12 protein-coding genes and 2 tRNA genes are annotated in these 18,568 nt (G+C 71.1%); 3 read left to right on the top strand and 11 right to left on the bottom strand.

What is annotated here, in order from left to right:
- Nucleotides 1–7 precede the first annotated feature (7 nt).
- The 4 genes from ACIQMV_RS31875 to ACIQMV_RS31860 all read right to left on the bottom strand — a co-directional run bounded on the left by ACIQMV_RS31875 (nt 8) and on the right by ACIQMV_RS31860 (nt 4,679).
- A complete protein-coding gene (locus ACIQMV_RS31875) occupies nt 8–496 on the bottom strand; it encodes a type II toxin-antitoxin system RatA family toxin (protein WP_402596691.1) in 489 nt (162 codons plus the stop codon).
- A 2-nt stretch (nt 497–498) separates the two neighbouring features.
- A complete protein-coding gene (locus tag ACIQMV_RS31870; protein WP_141363394.1) occupies nt 499–1,782 on the bottom strand; it encodes an aspartate aminotransferase family protein in 1,284 nt (427 codons plus the stop codon).
- Nucleotides 1,783–1,865: 83 nt separating this feature from the next.
- Entirely contained in the window at nt 1,866–3,005 is a 1,140-nt protein-coding gene (locus ACIQMV_RS31865; RefSeq protein ID WP_401780557.1) for an acyl-CoA dehydrogenase family protein, read from the bottom strand.
- A 72-nt stretch (nt 3,006–3,077) separates the two neighbouring features.
- A complete protein-coding gene (locus ACIQMV_RS31860; RefSeq protein ID WP_402596690.1) occupies nt 3,078–4,679 on the bottom strand; it encodes an aldehyde dehydrogenase family protein in 1,602 nt (533 codons plus the stop codon).
- 301 nt (nt 4,680–4,980) lie between these two features.
- On the opposite strand from ACIQMV_RS31860, the gene ACIQMV_RS31855 reads away from it, so the two are divergent.
- From ACIQMV_RS31855 to ACIQMV_RS31845, 3 genes are all read left to right on the top strand, one after another.
- On the top strand, nt 4,981–6,444 hold the full coding sequence (locus ACIQMV_RS31855; RefSeq protein ID WP_401780554.1) for an MFS transporter: 1,464 nt from the start codon (nt 4,981–4,983) through the stop codon (nt 6,442–6,444).
- Nucleotides 6,445–6,518: 74 nt separating this feature from the next.
- A complete protein-coding gene (locus ACIQMV_RS31850; protein ID WP_402596689.1) occupies nt 6,519–7,220 on the top strand; it encodes a hypothetical protein in 702 nt (233 codons plus the stop codon).
- Nucleotides 7,221–7,368: 148 nt separating this feature from the next.
- Complete coding sequence (locus ACIQMV_RS31845; protein WP_401780551.1) at nt 7,369–8,214, top strand: helix-turn-helix domain-containing protein; 846 nt, start codon at nt 7,369–7,371, stop codon at nt 8,212–8,214.
- A gap of 17 nt (nt 8,215–8,231) precedes the next feature.
- Here the strand turns inward: ACIQMV_RS31845 and ACIQMV_RS31840 are convergent, their stop codons facing one another.
- From ACIQMV_RS31840 to ACIQMV_RS31810, 7 genes are all read right to left on the bottom strand, one after another.
- Nucleotides 8,232–8,639, bottom strand: a complete 408-nt coding sequence (locus ACIQMV_RS31840) for a nuclear transport factor 2 family protein (RefSeq protein WP_141363384.1) — start codon at nt 8,637–8,639, stop codon at nt 8,232–8,234.
- A gap of 52 nt (nt 8,640–8,691) precedes the next feature.
- The gene (locus tag ACIQMV_RS31835) at nt 8,692–9,474 is read right to left on the bottom strand and encodes a thioesterase II family protein (RefSeq protein ID WP_402596687.1); all 783 of its coding nucleotides are present in this window, start codon (nt 9,472–9,474) and stop codon (nt 8,692–8,694) included.
- 100 nt (nt 9,475–9,574) lie between these two features.
- The gene (locus ACIQMV_RS31830; RefSeq protein WP_402596686.1) at nt 9,575–11,131 is read right to left on the bottom strand and encodes a long-chain-fatty-acid--CoA ligase; all 1,557 of its coding nucleotides are present in this window, start codon (nt 11,129–11,131) and stop codon (nt 9,575–9,577) included.
- A 172-nt stretch (nt 11,132–11,303) separates the two neighbouring features.
- Nucleotides 11,304–17,678: an SDR family NAD(P)-dependent oxidoreductase gene (locus tag ACIQMV_RS31825; protein WP_402596685.1), complete on the bottom strand. Its 6,375-nt coding sequence runs from the start codon at nt 17,676–17,678 to the stop codon at nt 11,304–11,306.
- A 34-nt stretch (nt 17,679–17,712) separates the two neighbouring features.
- On the bottom strand, nt 17,713–18,021 hold the full coding sequence (locus ACIQMV_RS31820; RefSeq protein WP_402596684.1) for an acyl carrier protein: 309 nt from the start codon (nt 18,019–18,021) through the stop codon (nt 17,713–17,715).
- Between the two features lie 297 nt (nt 18,022–18,318).
- Nucleotides 18,319–18,403 (bottom strand) — tRNA-OTHER (locus tag ACIQMV_RS31815).
- 13 nt (nt 18,404–18,416) lie between these two features.
- A tRNA-OTHER gene (locus ACIQMV_RS31810) sits at nt 18,417–18,501 on the bottom strand.
- Nucleotides 18,502–18,568 lie beyond the last annotated feature (67 nt).

Below are 18,568 nucleotides of genomic sequence, written 5' to 3'. Positions count from 1 at the left end.
CCGGTGGTCAGCCCGCGCTCGAGGCGGCTGCCGCGTCGAGGTCGATGTCCGAGTCGAGGATCGTGGTGCCGGGGAAGAAGCCGGTGACGGCCCAGGCGACGGTCTCCCGGATGACGCGCTCGGCGATCGGGTCGAGGATGCTGGCGAGGCTCGGGATGCCGAAGTCGAAGTCGGCCTTGAAGACGACGGAGACGTCCGGGCCCTGCTGATGCAGCGCCCACACGCCTTCGAAGCTGTCGAAGTCGCCGTCGGTCTGCTCGAACCGGATCTCCAGCCGGTCGGGGAAGAAGGTCTCCTCCTCCGTCCAGCGCAGTAGCCCGCTGCGGAAGTGCAGTTCCCAGCTGGAGCTGCCGACCGGCTCCGGCAGCGTCGCGTGCACCTTCGTGGACCGTACGTGCGGGGCCAGTTCCGGGTAGCGCTCCCAGCGCGGGACGGTCGCGAAGACCTCCTCGGCGGAGGCGAGGCGCACCAGGGCGTGGAGTTCGACGTGTCGCATGGTCAGTTGCCGCCTTCGGGCATCGTGGCCGAGCGCCGTACGAGGTCGACGGTGGCCTTGTCGAGGGAGTCGAGCAGGAATTCGACGTCCCGGTCGGTGAGGGTCGCCGGCGGGGTGAACCGCACCACGGAGGAGCCGTTCATCGAGTGGTTGGCGACCACTCCGTGGTTGAACAGCTCGATCAGCAGTTCGCCGGCGAGCCCCGGCTCGACCAGCTCGACGCCGATCAGCAGACCCTGGCCGCGTACCTCCACGACCAGGTCGGGGATGTTGCGCTGGGCGATCTCGGTGATCCGCGGCAGCAGCCGGGCGCCGAGCTCGCGGGCGCGGGGCACCAGTTCCTCCTCGCGGATCGCGCGGACGGTACCCTGCACCGCCGCCATCAGCAGCGGCTGACCGGAAAAGGTCGCGGTGTGGACGTAGGGGTCCTTGTCGAAGGGCCGGAACGCCTCCCGGGTGGCGAGGGCCGCCGAGACCGGCACGACACCGCCGCCGAGCGCCTTGCCGGCCAGCAGGACGTCCGGGCGGATGCCCTCGGCGTCCAGCCCCCACCACTCGCCGAGCCGGCCGAAGCCGGTCTGCACCTCGTCCAGCACCAGGAAGCCGTCGAACTCCCGGACCGCCTCCTCGACCTGCTTGAGGTAGCCCTTGGGCGGGATGACGACGCCGCCTTCGCCCTGCACCGGCTCGATGAGCACACAGACCTCGCCCGGGTGCTGGGACAGCTCCGCGCGCAGGGCGTCGATGTCGCCGAACGGCAGGTGCACCACGTTGGGGATCAGCGGGCGGAAGGGCGCCTGGTAGACGTCCTTGGCGGTGGCCGACAAGGCGCCGAGCGTCTTGCCGTGGTAGCCGCCCTTCATCGAGACCGTCCGCTTGCGGCCGTTGGCCCGGGCGAGCTTCAGGCCGGTCTCCACCGCCTCCGCGCCGGAGAGGGCGAAGTGCACGCGGTCCAGGCCCTCCGGGGCGACCGAGACCAGCGCCTCGGCGGCACGGGCGACGGTCGGCTCCAGCAGGATGCGGGTGGCCACGGGGTGGGTCTCCAGCTGCCGGCGCACCTCCTCCATGACGACGGGGTGGCGGGCGCCCATGATGAAGACGCCGTAGCCGCCGGCGTTCAGGAAGCGTTCGCCGTCGGAGGTGGTCAGCCAGGCACCCTGCGACTCGACCTCCATATGGGTTCCGAAGAGCTCGGCCAGGGTCGCGCGGCCCTTGCTCAGATGGGCCCGGTAGAGCTGGAGGACCTCCTCCTCCTGGCCGACCGGGGCGTCGACGCTCGGGGTCATTGGTGACTCGCTTTCGGTCCGTGGCCCGCAGGCGCTGAGTGGGCCGATGGAAGGGGCGGGGTGGTCCGGGTCCCGTCCCGGTCTCAGGACAGGTCGAGGGCGGCGCCGCCGGCGTAGGCCAGCAGCGGCGCGACGGTGGAGCCCTGGGACGGCGGGTGGAAGGCGAGCGGGCGCACCGAGGCGGCCATCCGCAGGTGCTCGGAGGAGCGGATGAAGTCGATGCCGCCCAGCAGCTCCAGCGCCTGCTGGGTGGCGAGCGACAGCGCTTCCTGCGCGGCGAACCGGGCGATCAGTACCTGGGAGACGGCCTCCTCGCCGGAGGCCCCGTCGCGCACCGCGCGGGCGACCCCCAGCAGCAACTGGAACGCGGACTCGGTGCGGATCAGCAGGGTGCCGCGTTCGCTCGCGCTGCCGCGCCCGCGGGCCAGCACTTCCTCCGTCAGGCCGGCGGCGACGCCGGCGTACCCGGCCGACACCAGCATCTCGAACCAGACGAAGCCGGCGTTCTGCAGGTCGTCGATGCGGCCGGGGTCGTCCGCGGTGGTGCGGACCACCATGTCCTCGGGCACGAAGACGTCCGTCAGGCGCACCTCGTCGCTCTGGGCGGCGGCCAGCACCTCGCTGCCCCAGAAGGGGTGCAGGGTCAGGCCCGGCGACGAGGAGTCCACCAGCGCCAGCGCCAGCTCCGGCGTGCCGTCCGCGCCGGGCACCGCGATACTCGCGGTCAGCAGGCTCATCGAACGCGACAGGCTGCAGGGCTTCTTGGCGCCGTTGAGCAGATAGCCGCCCTCGACCGGGGTTGCCGTGACCGCCGGGGTGAGAATGTTCTGCTGGGTTCGGCCCTCGGCCCAGCCGGAGGCCATCAGCCGCTGCCCGGGCACCACAGTGTGCAGCAGCTCGGCCTGAGCGGGTGTCAGCCGGTCCGGGCCGTCGGCGAGCGCGTAGAGCATCGCGGCGGTGAAGTGGTGCATCGTGGAGGCCACGGCCAGCGACGGGGACAGCGAGCCGACGGCCCGCTGGACGAGCACGGCGTCCACCGGGTCGGCGCCCGGCCCGCCGTACTCGGTGGGTATGAGCAGCCCCACGCCCGCGGCCGACCGGAACAGGTCGACGACCGGGCTGCCGGCCGCCTCGCGCTCTTCGAACGGAAGGTCCGACAGGGCCTTCACCAGCCCGGGGTGGAAGCGCTCGCAGGTGTCGCGGGCGACGTCGAGAGATCTCACAGGTGTCACCTCGTTCAGCGTTGTTCTCGGGTCGTGGTCGGTCGGCCGCCCGGGGGCGCGCCTGCGGGCGGGTCAGCCGCCGAAGACGGTCCGCTGCGGGCTGACGTCCCGCGCGATGCTGACGCCCTGGACGTGGGAGGTCTTGAGCATCGGGTAGTTGGCCTCGCCGAACACCCCGCCGGTCAGGCCGGTCCCGCCGTGGCTGGGCAGGTAGGGCAGGAAGCCGATGTGCGAGTCGTTGACCTTCAGCAGGCCGCCGTTGACCACCCGCTGTACGAAGGTGTCGACGACGTTCCCGTCCTTGGCCCACAGCGAGTTGCGCAGCCCGTACTCATTGGTGTTGACGAAGTCGAGGAAACGGTCGAGGAGGACCTCGTCGGTGTCCGGCTCGGGCACCACGATCGGCAGCAGCGGGAAGAACGTCTCGTGCCTCACCACGTCGTGCTCACGGGCCGCGGTCAGCCCGTCCACCCGCAGCACGGTCGGCTGCAGGAAGACGCCCGTCTCGGAGGGGGTTCCGTCCAGTTCGGTGCGCTTGCCGCCGGTGACGAGCCGCGCACCCCGCTCCAGGGCCCGGTCCAGCAGCCCGAAGAACCGCTCGGTGCGGCGCACCGGCGACAGCAGGACGTCCTCCTCGTCGGGGTAGCCCGGCCGCACGCCGGCGACCTGCCGCTCGACCTCGGCGATGAGGTCGTCGGCGACCTCGGGGTGCACCAGCACGTAGTTGGGCACCATGCAGATCTGCCCGGAGCCGTAGAACGACTCGGTGATCGCCTCGGCGGCATAGGCCAGGTCGGCGTCCTTCCAGACGATGATCCCGTCGTTGCCGGCCAGTTCCAGGATCGGCTTCTTGCCGTGGGCCACGCACTGCTCCTGGAAGCGCAGACCTTCCTGGCTGCCGCCGATGTAGAAGATGTCGTCGATCAGGGGACTGGTGATCCAGCGGTCCAGGGTCTGCTTGGGGTTGGCGCAGACCACGTTGAGGGTGCCGGGGGGTGCTCCCACCTCGTGCAGGAGCGGCGCAGCCACGTCCCGCAGCACCCACAGGGTGCTCAGCGCGATGCTGCGCGGGGCGCGCACCACGACCGCGTTTCCGGCCATCACGGCCAGGACGGCCAGGGCCGCGCTGGGCGCCGGAGCGTTCTGCGGCGGGTTGAAGGCGACCACACCGTCCGGCTGGCGACGGACGATCAGCCGACGCCCGCCCTCCTCGAACTCGGTGTGCATCTGCTGCGCGTACCAGTTGATGCTCTCCTCGCTGTAGATCTGGAGCAGGCAGCTCAGCTCCCACCTGGCCAGCTTCACCGGGTGGGACTCGGCGACCAGCATCTCCACGAACTCCTCCTTGCGGCGCAGCAGTTCCTCGCGGAAGAGGGTGCCGAGCCGCAGGCGCCGTTCCAGGGGGACCGCCGCCCAGCCGGGGGCGGCCGCGGCAGCCGCTTCACTGGCGAGGTCGATGGCTGCGTCGTCGGCTATCGCGCATCGGCCGATGACGTAGGGGTGCTGCGCGGCGGACGAGTCCGCGTCCTTTTCGAGGGTGCGCTTGAGACTGACGCTGGTGAAGACATCCTCGAGGAGCGATTTGGCGCTCACGGTGTAAACCCAGCCATCGCCCTCGATGTCTTTCCCCGCGATAAACAGCCCATAACTGTGGAACTTTTTCCCGGGTTTCATCTTGCGGACCCTTCGGAAACACAATCAGTCTGATGACGGGTGAAATCTGACGTGATGATTGCAGTCCCCTCTGACCGGGCACTGACGCGGTGCTGATCCGGGCTCGGTAACCGTCCGAGCGCACCCGCCGATTCCCCTCCGCCCGGGCCGGACGGCGCGGGCGGGCGGGCGCGGTGATTACCTGGTAGGTAATTGACCCCACTGATCTCCGGGCGACACGCTGGATAAGCACTCGGACAGGTATCTGCCCGGCCGCGGGCGCCGGGTGAACACCCCATGTGATCGATCAGGAGTACGAACGATGACCACCGAGACCAACCGCAGCGCCTCCGCGCCGTCACCGCCCATGCCGACGGGCGGGAGCCCGGCCGCGCCGCATCGGCTGATCCTGCCGACCGTGCTGGCCGGCGTCTTCATCACCACCCTCGACTTCTTTATCGTCAACGTCGCCATTCCCTCTTTGCAGACCGACCTGAACGCGAGCGCCTCCGCCATCGAATGGGTGGTCGCCGGGTTCGGTCTGGCCTACGGCGTGGGGCTGATCACCGGCGGACGGTTGGGCGACCTGTACGGGCGCCGCAAGATGTTCCTGCTGGGCCTGGGTCTGTTCACCATCGCCTCGCTGCTGTGCGGCGTCGCCCAGTCGGGCGGCTTCCTGGTCTCCTCCCGAGTGCTCCAGGGACTTGCCGCGGCGATGCTCGCGCCCCAGGTGCTGGCCCTTCTGGGCACGATCTTCACGGGGGCCGCGCGCCTGAAGGTGTTCGCGGGCTACGGTCTGGCCATGGGGCTCGCAGCCGTGTTCGGCCAGCTCATCGGCGGTCTGCTGATCGAGGCCGACATCGCCGGCTGGGGCTGGCGCTCCTGCTTCCTGGTGAACCTGCCGATCTGCCTGCTCATCATGGGCGTGACCCTCAAGGTGGTGCCCGAGTCACGCGCCGAGGGCCGACCGAAGCTGGACTTCCTCGGCGTCGTCATGATCACCCTCGCGCTGGTCGCCCTGGTGCTCCCGCTGATCGAAGGCCGCGAGGACGGCTGGCCGTTGTGGACCTGGTTGTCCTTCGGCGCGTTCGTCGTGCTGATGGCGGCGTTCGTGGCCGTCGAGCGGTCCATCGCCGCGAAGGGCGGCTCGCCGCTGGTGAACATCGCCATGTTCCGCGACCGCGCCTTCGTCGTCGGACTCGCCTGCCAGCTGGTCTTCTGGATGGGCCAGGCGTCGTTCTTCCTGGTGCTCGCCCTGTACATGCAGGCCGGCCGCGGCCTGAGCGCCCTGGAGGCGGGCCTGCTCTTCGCCGCCATCGGCGCCGGCTACATGTACACCTCGATGAACGCCACCAAGTTCGCCACCAAGCTCGGCCGTCAGGTGCTTGCCGTCGGCGCGCTGCTGATGGTCGTGGGTCTGGTCGTCCTCGGCGTCACCGCCGCACAGCTGGGCTCGGACGGTCACACCGCGTGGCTCATCCCCGGTCTGGTGATCGACGGCGCCGGCATGGGCCTGGCGGTCGCCCCGCTCGCCTCCACGGTGCTCGCCCGGGTCAACCCGCAGTACGCGGGCTCGGCCTCCGGCGTCCTCACCACCGGCCTGCAGATCGGCAACTCGATCGGTGTCGCGGTGATCGGCGTGATCTTCTACAACGCGCTCGGCGAGCAGCCCGACTCCTCGGCCTTCGCCCACGCCTTCGACATGGGCATCGTCTTCCTCGTCGCCGTCGCCGCCGCCCTGGCCCTGCTGGTCCAGGCACTGCCCCGCACGAACGCCGGCAAGTGATCCACCCCCATTGAACTCCCGGGGCGGCGAACCCCCGCGCCGCCCCGGGTCCCCTAGCGAGAGAGAGATCGCACGTGAGAGCGAAGGTACTGCTGGAGCGTTACGTCGCCGTCTGGAACGAGCCCGATCTCGCCGCACGGCGGGCCCAGATCGCGAACCTGTGGACGCCGGACGGGCTGCACTGCACCCAGACCCGCCGCTTCCAGGGCACCGAAAACCTGGTGGCCCGGGTGACCGAGGCGTACGACCAGTTCGTGGGCGGCCAGGGGTTGCGGTTCCGGGCGGGCGATGCCCCGGTCGGGCACCACGACGCGCTGGCCTTCAACTGGGTGATGTCACCGGGCGACAACGACGCCGTGCTCGCCGTCGGATTCGACGTGGTGTTGCTGGACGGCGAGGGCCGGATCGTCGCGGACTACCAGTTCAACGAGCCTCCGGTGCCGAGCCCCGACCTCGACGCCCAGGCCGAACGGCACCTGGCCGCGGTCGCGGCCGGAAGCGAGCAGTTGCGCAAGGAGATCGCCGACCTCTACCTGCCCGGCGCCCGCCTCGTCGACGAGAGCGGCGTGCACGAGGGCGTGGACGGCATCGCCGCCGCGCTCACGGCCGACGGCGTACGGCACCCGGCGGGCAGCGCCTCGGCGCAGCACGATGCCTTCCGCTACCCGTGGCACACGGAGTCGGGCGAAACGGGCGTGGACTTCCTGCTCCGCGACGAGCAGGGCCTGGTGCGCACGCACTACCGCTTCACCGGAGCGGGCCGGCAATCGGCGTGAGCTCCCCGGCCCGCGGCACCGGCCGGGTGCCGCGGGCCGGGTGCCGCGGGCCGGGTGACCGCGGGTCGCGGGCGGGGCCCGGCTGTGCACCGTGCGTGGCCCGCTTCCGCGGTTGTGCCTGACGCCGAGGATGATGCAGGGTGATGGGATGACCGAGGTGCAGGAAAGTCGGCAACTGTCCCGCCCGGTGGGCGAATTGATGCGCAGATGGCGGGAGCAGCGGGGTTACAGCCAGCTCGCCCTGGCCACCCGGGCCGAGATCTCCGCGCGTCACCTCAGCTTCCTGGAGACCGGTCGGTCCAAGCCCAGCCGGGACATGGTGCTACGGCTGGGCCGGCACCTCGGCCTGGCACTGCGCGAGCAGAACCAGCTGCTGCTGGCGGCCGGCTACGCGCCCGCCTACACAGACTCTCCCCTGGACGTTGCCGAGATGCTTCCCGTGCGTGGTGCGCTCCATCAGATCCTGACGGGCCACGAACCCTTTCCCGCCCTTGTCGTGGACCGCAACTGGAACATCGTGCTGAGCAATGCCGGCTTCCGACTCTTCGCCAAGGATGCCGCGCCCGAGTTGCTGCAGCCTCCCGTCAACGCGCTCAGGCTGGCCCTGCACCCCGAGGGCATGCAGCCGCGAATCATCAACTTCCCCGATTGGCGGGCCCAGTTGCTGATGCGCCTGCAGCGGCGAGTCGAGCTGACGGCCGAGCCGGGCCTGGCCGAGCTGTACCAGGAGCTGCGCGCCTACCCGGGCGGCGGCGAGCCCAGCCGGCCGCCCCGTACCGACCACGCCGACCTCACCCTTCCGCTGCGGCTGCGGTACCAGGACATGGAACTGTCCCTGATCTGCACCATCGCCACCTTCGGCATGCCGCTCGACGTCACCGTCGCCGAACTGGCCGTCGAGGCGTTCCTGCCGGCGGACGGCCCCACCGGCGAGCTGCTCAACCGCCTGCACGCCGCCGCCCCCGCCGGGCCGGACCCGGCGGGGGCGGCGTAGGGCACCGCACGGCGCGGTCAGTCCGCCTCCCCGGGCGGCGGCACCACGTAGCTCGGCGGGGTGTCGAAGTACTGGTGGTCGGAGACGATGCGGCCGGCGTCGTCCAGCGTGAGGAAGTCGAAGCCGACGGCCTCCAGCGCGCCGGTGGACGCCGACACCATCACCCAGTTGAACCGCAGCGTGTTGTGCTGGCCGCGCGCGTTGTTGCAGGAGCGGAAGGTGAAGCCTCCGGTGGCGTACGCGTCGTGGGCGTAGCCCACCTGGGCGGCGATGGCCTCGTGGCCGCGGACGACGGCGACGGCGTTGGCGTAGATGCCGTCGGGCGCCCACAGCTCCTCAACCGCCTTGCGACGGGCCTGCGGATCGGTCTCGGTCCAGACCGCGACATAGCGGTCGGCGAACTCGTTGGGACTGGTCACGGTCATACGGGGCTCCTTCGGTACGGGTGCTCTGGCAGTGGTGCTGCCGACGGTGCGGTCAGAAGCCGGGCTGGGTCCCGGCGGCCCGGCCGAGCAGCAGGCGGACGAAGTCGGCAGTGATCGACGTCGTCTGCTCGTGGATGAAGAAGTGGCCGCCCTGGAAGAGGCGGTTGCCCAGGTAGGACTTGGTGCGCGGCACCCAGGACGCCATGGCCTCCGGGTCCACCAGCGGGTCCCTGTCGGCGCTGTAGGTGACCACCGGGCACGGCACCGTCGCGTCGTCGTCCTGGTAGCTGGCACAGACCTCCAGGTCCGCCCGCATGGCGGGCATCATCAGGCTGAGGGCCTCGGTGTTGTTGAGGATGCTCTCCGGCAGCGAGCCCAGCCCGCGGGCCCAGTCCACCAGTTCGCTCTGCGGCACCTGGAGCTGCTCGGGGGGCGGGGTGCGAAAGCCCTTCGGCGCCCACGCGGAGGCGCCCAGCAGCACCGGCGGTTGCTCGCCGCGCTCGTGCAGCTCGACGGTCACCCGGTAGCCGATCAGCGCGCCCATGCAGTGGCCGAACACCGCGTACGGGCGGCCGTCCAGCTCGGCGGTGAAGCAGTCGGCCAGGGTCTGGACCAGCGGTTCGACGTCGGTGAACATGTCCTCGTCGAACCGTTCCTGGCGGCCCGGCAGCTGGACGCACTGGACGGAGACGTCGGCGGGGATCCGGGGCGGCCAGTCGTGGTAGATCGACGCTCCGCTCCCCGCGTAGTGCAGCAGGAAGATCCGGGTTTCGGCATCGGGCGTGCTCTCCGGTTGAAACCAGCGGTCCGCGAGGGCGGCGACCGGCTCGGTCATCGTGCTCCTTCAGGTGGGTGCGGACGGGGTCCCGGCCGCCGCCGGCCGCCCTGGGAGACGGCGGCCGGGACGACCGGCGCGTGCGGTGGGAGCGGCCCGGTCAGCCCGCCGCGGCGTAGCGCCGGCGCAGCACCCGGCGCAGCACCTTGCCGGTGGGATTGCGAGGCAGGACGTCCAGGAACTCGTAGCTGCTGGGGATCTTGAAGTCGGCCAGCCGGCCGCGCAGGAAGAGCATCAGCTCGCGACCGCTGGTCTCGCTGCCCGGCACGACGACCACGCAGGCGCGGACCGTCTCGCCCCAGCGGGCGTCGGGCACGCCCACCACGGCCACATCGGCGACGGCGGGGTGCGCCCGCAGCGCGTTCTCCACCTCGACCGGGTAGATGTTCTGGCCGGCGACGATGATCGTGTCGTCGATCCGGTCGCACAGGAAGAGGTAGCCGTCCTCGTCGAGGTAGCCGGCGTCACCGAGCTTGAGCCAGCCGCCCTCCAGGGTGCGGGCGGTGGCCTCCGGCTGCCGGAAGTACTCGGCGAAGTGCGCCGGCGTCCACACGCTGACCTGACCGATGGTCCCGGCCGGCTGCTCCTTGCCGTCCTCGTCGACGATCCGCACGATGTTGCCGGGGCAGACCCGGCCGGCCGAGGTCAGCCGCGGGTTGCCCAGCACATGGTCGGCCGGGGTCAGGCAGGTGACCACACTGCCGGTCTCGGCCGCGGCGTACATCTGGGCCAGCTCGCAGCCGAACACCGTCAGACAGCGCTCCAGCTGCGACGGCGAGATGGGCGCACCGCCGTAGACCACCTTGCGCAGCGAGGCGAACGCCTCGGGGCCGGAGTCGTGCTCCGTCATCATCATGTCGAGCATCGCGGGGGCCGCCCACACGGTGGTGACCCGGTGCGCGGAGATCAGCCGTACGGCCTCGTCGGCCATGAACATCCCCATCACCACGGAGGTGGCGCCGACGTTGAAGGCGTGCATGAACCAGGCCATGCCGGCCGAGTGCAGGCCGGGGAAGCAGATCAGCGTCCGGTCCTCCGACCGCCAGTCGATCCAGTCGCAGCCGGCTCGCCGCATGTTCTCGATGAAGGTGAAGAAGGTACGGTGCGCGAGCACCACGCCCTTGGGCAGGCCGCTGGTCCCACTGGTGTACATCTGCACCATCGGGTCGTCCGGCCCGATCTCCACGTCGACGTCGGAGTCCGGGGCGTCCCCCTTCCAGGCGAGGAAGCCCTCGGCCCGGTGGCCGTCGCCGTCGAAGCGGCGGATCTCGCGCAGCTTCGGCAGGCCGTCGTGGACGCGCTCGAGGGCGGACATGAACTCGCCCTGCACGAAGACCATGCGGGCGCCGGAGTCGCGCAGGATGTGGTCCACCTCGTCGGCCGTCAGCCGCCAGTTGATGGGCACCAGCACCACCCCGGTCTTCGCGCAGCCCAGGGCCAGGTCGTAGTAGTGCTCGTTCTCCCGGCCCAGGAACGCGACACGGTCGCCGCGGGCAAGGCCGGCCGCCGTGAGGGCATGGGCGGTGCGGTTGCTCGCCCGGTGCAGTTCGGCGTACGTGGTGTCGCGGCCTTCGCAGATGATCGCCGGGTGATCCGGCCGTCGGGCCGCGTGCAGCAAGGATCGGGCGGCGATGGTTTCCGTGCTCGGTCCGGCCACGGAGGTCTCCTTTTCGGTGTGCCGGGGTGGTGGGTGTGCGGGGTGCGGATGCCGGGGACGACGCGCGCCGGGGCGCGGGGCTGCCGCGGTACGGCGGCGACCCCGTGCCCCACCGGCCGGAGACGGGGCGGACGCCGGGCCCAGGCCCGTGGCGGACCCGGACCCGGCGCCGTCAGGCTGCGGCCGTGTCCGCGAGCTGCTGCTCCAGGAAGGCCGCGAGCTGAGCCGACGACGGGTGGTCGAAGGCCAGCTGGGGGGGCAGCGGCAGCCGCAGCGCCGCCTCCAGCGTGTTCTTCAGCTCCACCGCCACCAGGGAGTCCAGCCCCAGCTGCACGAACTCGGTGTACGGATCGATGGCGTCCGGGTCGTCCAGGTGGAGCACATCCGCGGTCTTCGCCCGTACGAACTCGTCCAGCGCCGCCAGCCGTTCGGCCCGGGTCTGCTGCCGCAGGGCCTCCAGGTCGAGGGTGAGCGCCTGCCCGCCGCCGGGCTGGACGAGCCTCTCGTACAACGCGTTGCGCACCGGCTTGGCCGCGGTGAACCGGTCCCAGTCCGCCTCGCCGACCACGATCTGGCTCAGCGGGCGGCCCAACACCGAGGCGAAGGCACGGGCGCCGCGGCTGGGCGAGAAGAGCTTGATGCCCTCGTCCTCCCAGCGCCGGATCAGCGCCTCGCCCAGCCGAGCCGACATACCGACCTCGGCCCATGGGCCCCAGTTCACCGACAGCGCCGGCAGGTCCTGCGCCCGCCGCCACGCCATCAGCGTGTCCAGGAACGCGTTGGCCGCCGCGTAGTTGGACTGGCCGGGCGCGCCGACCACCGGCGCGGCCGAGGAGAAGCCGACGAAGAACTCCAGTTCCGGGAAGGCCGCGGCCGCCTCGTGCAGCAGCCAGGAGCCGTAGATCTTCGCCTGGAAGACCGTGTCGAGGGCCTGCCAGGTCTGTTCGGCGACCGGCTGGTCGGCGGTGGTGCCCGCCGCGTGGACGATGCCGCCGACCGGCGTGCCCGAGCGCAGCATTCCGGCGGTGATCCGGCCGACGTCCGCCGGGTCGGAGACGTCGCCCTGCAGTACGGTCACCTCCGCCCGCTCCTTCAGCCGCTCCAGCAGGTGCGCCACGTCCGGCGTCGGCTGCGTGCGCCGGCCGACCAGGGCCAGCTTCCGGGCGCCGAGGTCCACCAGCTTCTCCGCCGCCACCAGGCCAAGGCCGCCCAGACCGCCGGTGATCAGGTAGACGCGGTCCGGCCGGATGTCGACCGTGCGCTGTTCGCGGGCCGACGGGTCGTCGAACTCGATCACCAGTTTGCCGATGTTGGCGCCACGGCTGAGCACGCCGAACGCCTCCTCCACCTCGTCCAGGGTGTACCCGGTCACCGGAAGCGGCGGCAGCTTGCCCGCCTCCACCAGCTCGACGATCACCCGCATGATCTCCTGGTTGAGCGGGATCAGCCGGTCCAGCGGCAGCTCGCTGAGGTCGAAGTTGACGTACGAAACGTCCGGCCGTTCCGCCGCGACCTGCTCCGGCGTCCACACCCCGACCTTGCCCAGCTCGACGAACCGGCCGCCCTGCCCCAGGGACCGCATCCCGGCCGGAATGAAGTCCTTGTTGAGACTGTTGAGCACGATGTCCACGCCCTGCCCGCCGGTGATCCGTTCGATCTCGTCGGCGAAGTCCAGCGTGCGGGAGTTCATCACATGCTCGACGCCCTGTTCGCGCAGCAGCGGCCACTTGTGCGGGCTGGCGGTGGCGAAGACCTCCGCCCCGGCCAGATGGGCCAGATGGGTCGCCGCCTGCCCGACGCCGCCGGCCGCCGCGTGGACGAGCACCCGGTCGCCGGCCTTCATGCCGGCCAGCGTGTGCAGCGCGTAGTAGGCGGTGACGTACACCGAGATCAAGCCGGCCGCCTGGGTGAAGTCCAGCCCGGCCGGCTTGCGCACGGCCACCGCCGATGGCACGGTCACCCGGCGGCGCATCAGACCGAGGTAGTTCACGATCACCTCGTCGCCGGGCGCGAAGGACGCCTCCGGCCCGGCCGCGACGACCGTGCCGGCGCACTCGAAGCCGAGCGGCTGCTCGCCGAACTCCTTCATCATGCCGAGGGCGTTGAGCACGTCCTTGAAGTTGAGGCCGACCCCGGCCACCTGGACCTGGATCTCGTCGCCGGTGGGCGCCACCTCCTCGACCCGCTCCGGCCGGACGCCGGCGAACGTGCCGTACTCCTTCACGGCGAGCCCGAAACCGTTGTCCCGGCGGGCCCGGGCGTCGTCGGCGACCAGCCTCCGCACATGCCGGCGGCCGCCCCGGTAGGCCACCTGGAAGTCGCCGCTCTCGCGCGTGGTCAGTTCCGTGACCAGCGCGTCCGGACCGGAATCGTCGGCCGGCAGGTCGATCAGCGTGGTCCGGTACGAGGGGTACTCGTTGAGCATCACCGCGCCGAAGCCCCACAGCGAACTGCCGGCGAGCCGCACCCGGGCCGGGGCGTCCCCGCGCAGCAGCTGGGCCTGCTCGGTGACCAGCCACAGACTCTGGTCGCGGCCGAAGCCGTGCCGGTCCAGCACCGCCAGCAGGGCCAGCAGCCGGCCGTAGTTCCGCTCCGACTCCGCCCGCAGGCCGTTCGCGCCCGCCGCGTCCGCGTCGGACTGCCAGAACCAGCACACGTCCGTGATCCGCTCCTGGGCCAGTACGGCGCCGGCCTCGTCGGCGCCGGCCGCGAAGACCACCCGGCCGCCGCCCTCGGCCAGCCGGGCCGATGCCTCCTGGAAGCCGTCGGCCGGGCGGCCCACCAGCAGCACCCGACGGTCGGCCACACCTTCCGGGCCCGCCGCCGAGCGCTTGGTCCAGCGCAGCTGGTGGAAGAAGCTGCGGCGCGGCGCGCCGGGCGCCTCGGCGAGCTGCTTCAGGCCGAGCCCGCGCAGCTCCATGACCGGCTCGTCGCCCTCCAGCACCAGCACGTCGGCGCACACGTCCACGTCCGGCGAGTCGGCCGGGACCAGCCGCAGCAGGGTGCGCAGCGACTCGGCGCGCGGCTTGCGGAAGAGGGTGAAGCGGCCGAAGCGGACCGGCAGATAGGAGTTGCCGTCGTCGGCGAGGGCGCTCATATTGTGCATGGCCGCGTCGAGCAGCGCCGGCGGAACGTGCTCCAGCGGGCCGGCGGTGACGCCCTGCAGGTCGCCGACGGTCAGCCCGCTCGGGAAGCGGGTGACCGAGTGCATCAGCCGGAACGCGGGGCCGTAGTCGAGGCCGGCGCCCGCGTAGGCGGCGTACACGTCGTCGGAGTGCAGCAGGTCCTCGGTCCGCTCCTCGCGGGCCGCCAGATCGACCAGCGCGCGGGCCGACTCGCTGGGGCCGTCCTGTGCCTCGTCCACGGCCGACAGCACCGCCGTCGCGTGCAGCCGCTCGACCTCGTCCTGTCCGCTGCCGGCCAGGCCGGCCACCTCGACCACCGAGGTGCCGTCCTCAGCCGGGCGTAGCCGGGTCCGCAGCCGGGTCGGGGTGTCCGTGTCGAGCATCAGCGCCTCGCGCAGCACGACGTCGCGGACCGCCCGGCGGGTGTGGCCGAACACCGCGTCCTGAAGCGCGAGAACGATCTCCAGATAGCCGGTGCCGGGGAAGACCACCTTGCCCATCGCCACATGGTCGGCGAGGTAGCCGGGCCGGGCGGCGCTGATCGCGGTGGAGAACTCCCGTACGCCGGCGGCGCGCTGTGCGTCGGTGGTCGTCTCGGCACCGAGCAGCGGGTGCTGCACGCCGCTCGTGTCGGCGATCCGGGCGCTCAGGCCGTGCCGGTTGGAGCCGGTCGGCAGCCAGTACCGCTTGCGGTCGAAGGCGTAGCCGGGCAGAGAGACGGTGCGGCGTTCGCGGCCGGTGTGGAAGCCGCTCCACGACAGCGAGAAGTTGGCCATGTACAGCTGTGCCACGGCGTTGCGCACGGTCCGGCCGTCCGTGTCCTGCGGGTGCAGGCTGGCCACCCACAGGTGGTCCTGGGCGGTGACGCACTGCTTGGCCGGAGCGCTCAGCGCCAGCGACGGGCCGATCTCCACCATCGCGTGCCGGCCACGGCGCTCCACCGTGCGCATGCCCTTGGCGAACTCGACCGGAGCGCCGATGTGCCGCACCCAGTAGTCGGGGGTGGCGATGTCGCGGAACCGGGCGACCTCACCGGTGACGTTGGAGATCAGCGTCAGCTCCGGGTCGTGGAACTCGATGCCGGCGATCTCCGCGCGGAAGGCGTCGTACACCTCCTCCATCAGCGGGGAGTGGAAGGCGTGCGAGACGGTCAGCCGCTTGACGCGCAGACCGCGCTCGGTGAACGCGTCCATGGCCTCCCCCAGCGACTCCTCGCCGCCGGAGATCACCGTCTGCTCGGGCGAGTTGACGCCCGCCACCGCCAGGTCCGGGTACTTCTCCAGCAGCGGCGCCACGTCCTCCACGGGCGCGCCCACCGCCGCCATGCCGCCCGGCGTGGACACCGACTGCATCAGCCGGGCGCGGGCCGCCACCAGTGTGGTCGCGTCCTCCAGGCTGAACAGCCCGGCCACGGCCGCCGCCGAGACCTCGCCGATGCTGTGGCCGATCAGCACGTTGGGCCGCAGCCCCCACGACATCCAAAGCTTGGCCAGCGCGTACTCCAGAGTGAACAGCGCAGGCTGCGAGTACAGCGTCTGGTTCAGCTCTTCGGCCGCCCGTTCCCCGGTGGCGAGCATCAGCTCGCGCACCGAATGGCCCAGTTTCGCCGCGAACAGCTCGTCACACGCGTCGACTTCGGCGGCGAACACCGGGAACTGCCGGTAGAGGGCGGCACCCATGCCCGGGTACTGCGAGCCCTGGCCGGCGAAGAGGAACGCGGTCTTGCGTATGGGGGTACGGCGGTTCGCGGCCTCGGCGGTTTCGGCGTGCCGGGCCAGCAGCGCGGCCAGCGGCTCGTGGCCGGTGACCACGCCGCCGATCCGGTGGGTGAAGTGGCTGCGACCGACATTGGCGGTGTAGCACAGATCGCCGATGTCCACGCCCGGGTTGTTCACCAGGTGCTGCTGGTAGCGCTCGATCTGCAGGGCCAGCGAGCGGCGTGACTTCGCGGACAGGGTGAACACGTGACCGCCCTCGTCGGCGGTGTCCCCCGCCTCGCCCGGCACCGACTCGGGCGCGGGGAGGGCCGGCGGCTCCTCCAGGACAGCCGCGGCGATACTGCCGGCGAAGCCGAAGCTGTTGACGACGGCCCGCCGAGTGCCCTCCGCCTTCCAGGGCCGGTTCTCGGTCGGCACCGTCACCGGGATGTTCGCCCACGGGATGCGGCCGGAGGGCTTGCTGAAGTTCACATGCGGGAAGACCGTGCGCGCCTGCATCTGCAGAACGGTCTTGATCACCCCCGCGATACCGGCCACCGGCTCCGTGTGGCCGATGTTGGTCTTCACGGACGCCACGGTCACCGGCCGCTCCGCGGCGTGCGAGTCGGCGAAGACGTCGCTGATGGCGCCCATTTCGATCGGGTCGCCCAGCGGAGTGCCGGTGCCGTGCGCCTCGACGTACTGGATGTCGGACGGCGTCAGACCGCCGTTGCGCAGCGCCGCGCGGATCACGGCCTCCTGGGCGGTGCCGTTGGGCACGGTCAGACCGGCGCTCTCCCCGTCCTCGCCGATGGCCGTACCGCGGATCAGGGCGAGGATCCGGTCGCCGTCGCGCTGGGCGTCCGACAGCCGCTTGAGCACCAGCACGGCACAGCCCTCGGCGCGCACATAGCCGTTGGCGTCCTCGTCGAAGGTCTTGCAGCGGCCGTCCGGCGCCAGCATGTTGGCGTGCGAGAACATCACGAAAATGCGCGGGTGGTGCAGGCAGTTGACCGCGCCGGCCAGCGCGATGTCGCACGCCCCGCTGCGCAGGCCCTCCACGGCCAGATGCGTCGCGGTCAGCGACGAGGCACACGCGGTGTCCACGGTGAGGCTCGGGCCGCGCAGCCCGAAGAAGTACGACAGCCGCCCTGACAGCGGGAACAGCGTGATGCCGGCCGCGAGATGGCCGTCCAGTTCCTCGTAGGGCAGGCCCTCCATCTCCAGCGCGTAGTCGATGGAGCTGGCGCCGACGTAGACGCCGCCGTTGCCGTGCCGCAGGGTGGCGGGGTCGATGTTGGCGTGCTCCAGCGCCTGCCAGGCCGTCTCCAGCAGCAGCCGCTGCTGCGGGTCGACGAACGCGGCCTCCTTGGGCGAGATGTTGAAGAACTGGGCGTCGAACTGGTCTATCCGGTCCAGGAAGCCGGCGCCCGTCGTCCTGACCTTGCCCCGCTCCGGCTCGGCGTCGGAACCGCCCTCGGCCGGCCCCGCGGCCTCCGCCGGGCGCGGTGACAGCGCTGCCACGTCCCAGCGGTCCTCGGGCACGGGGCGGATGCCGTTGCCGCCCGCCTTCAGGAACTCGGTGAAGTCTTCGGGGGACTCGTTACCGCCCGGCAGGCGGAAACCCATGCCGACCAGTGCGATGGGCTCATCGTGCCGCTGGAAGGGCGTCGCCGTATCGGGCCCGCCGTTCTCGGCCGCCGTAGTGCTCGACGTTTTCGACATTACGGTCTTCCCTCTTCTCGATAGCCCACAGCGGTCACCGTATGAGGTCGGCGAGAACCTCGTCCGCCAGGTATTCGACCAGCTTCTCGATGGTCGGGCTGTTGAACAGCACATTTGTGCTCAGTGTGCATCCGAGCGCTTTCTCCAACCGGGTCTTCACCTCCATGATGCGCAGCGAGGTGAAGCCCAGAGAGAAGTAGCTCTGATCGGTGGGAAGCATTTCGTCGCCGCCCATGAGAAGGACGTCCTTGAACTCCGCGACGACGATGCTCTCAAGGAATTCTGACCGCTCGGACCGAGGAAGCGAGGAGAGTTGCTCCACCGCCGGGGCCTGATCGCTCATCGCATGCTCCATATGCGTCACCGGCCCTGGCGCCGGCTCCCGCGGACGGGAGTTCCGGCACCGCGACCGCCTCCGTCGCGGTGGGGCCTTGAGAAAAGGGGCGGATGGGGAAACGCGGATAGGAAAAGGCAGTTGGTGAGGACGGATGGGCTGATGGAATCAGCCCGCGCTGACGCCTCCCTGACCGGGCGCTGATACCACCCGGGCCCACGCGCGCGCCAGGGCCGGGCGGGCCGGCACCCCAGCCGTAAGGGGATTCCGGCCCACCCGGCCCTGTCGGCGGGGCGTGTCACTGCGCGGAGAGGGCAGGATTCGAACCTGCGTGGGCCCAAGGACCCGACCGATAGCACGGTCCCCGATAAACCACTCCGGGCACCTCTCCTGGTGATGTTCCGCGGAGAGGGCAGGATTCGAACCTGCGAGGGCCCAAGGACCCGACCGATAGCACGGCCCCCGATAAACCACTCCGGGCACCTCTCCTGGTGATGTTCCGCGGAGAGGGCAGGATTCGAACCTGCGAGGGCCCAAGGACCCGACCGATAGCACG

Source organism: Streptomyces sp. NPDC091412, from assembly GCF_044756885.1.
GTDB lineage: Bacteria > Actinomycetota > Actinomycetes > Streptomycetales > Streptomycetaceae > Streptomyces.
Note: the sequence above shows the minus strand (reverse complement) of the source record. Positions and strands in the feature narration are given on the sequence as shown.

Bases quoted from the DNA above. Each gene is read 5' to 3' on its own strand.
- ACIQMV_RS31875 (WP_402596691.1), bottom strand. From the start codon at position 496: ATGCGACACGTCGAACTCCACGCCCTGGTGCGCCTCGCCTCCGCCGAG.
- ACIQMV_RS31870 (WP_141363394.1), bottom strand. From the start codon at position 1,782: ATGACCCCGAGCGTCGACGCCCCGGTCGGCCAGGAGGAGGAGGTCCTC.
- ACIQMV_RS31860 (WP_402596690.1), bottom strand. From the start codon at position 4,679: ATGAAACCCGGGAAAAAGTTCCACAGTTATGGGCTGTTTATCGCGGGG.
- ACIQMV_RS31855 (WP_401780554.1), top strand. From the start codon at position 4,981: ATGACCACCGAGACCAACCGCAGCGCCTCCGCGCCGTCACCGCCCATG.
- ACIQMV_RS31845 (WP_401780551.1), top strand. From the start codon at position 7,369: ATGACCGAGGTGCAGGAAAGTCGGCAACTGTCCCGCCCGGTGGGCGAA.
- ACIQMV_RS31840 (WP_141363384.1), bottom strand. From the start codon at position 8,639: ATGACCGTGACCAGTCCCAACGAGTTCGCCGACCGCTATGTCGCGGTC.
- ACIQMV_RS31835 (WP_402596687.1), bottom strand. From the start codon at position 9,474: ATGACCGAGCCGGTCGCCGCCCTCGCGGACCGCTGGTTTCAACCGGAG.
- ACIQMV_RS31825 (WP_402596685.1), bottom strand. From the start codon at position 17,678: ATGTCGAAAACGTCGAGCACTACGGCGGCCGAGAACGGCGGGCCCGAT.
- ACIQMV_RS31820 (WP_402596684.1), bottom strand. From the start codon at position 18,021: ATGAGCGATCAGGCCCCGGCGGTGGAGCAACTCTCCTCGCTTCCTCGG.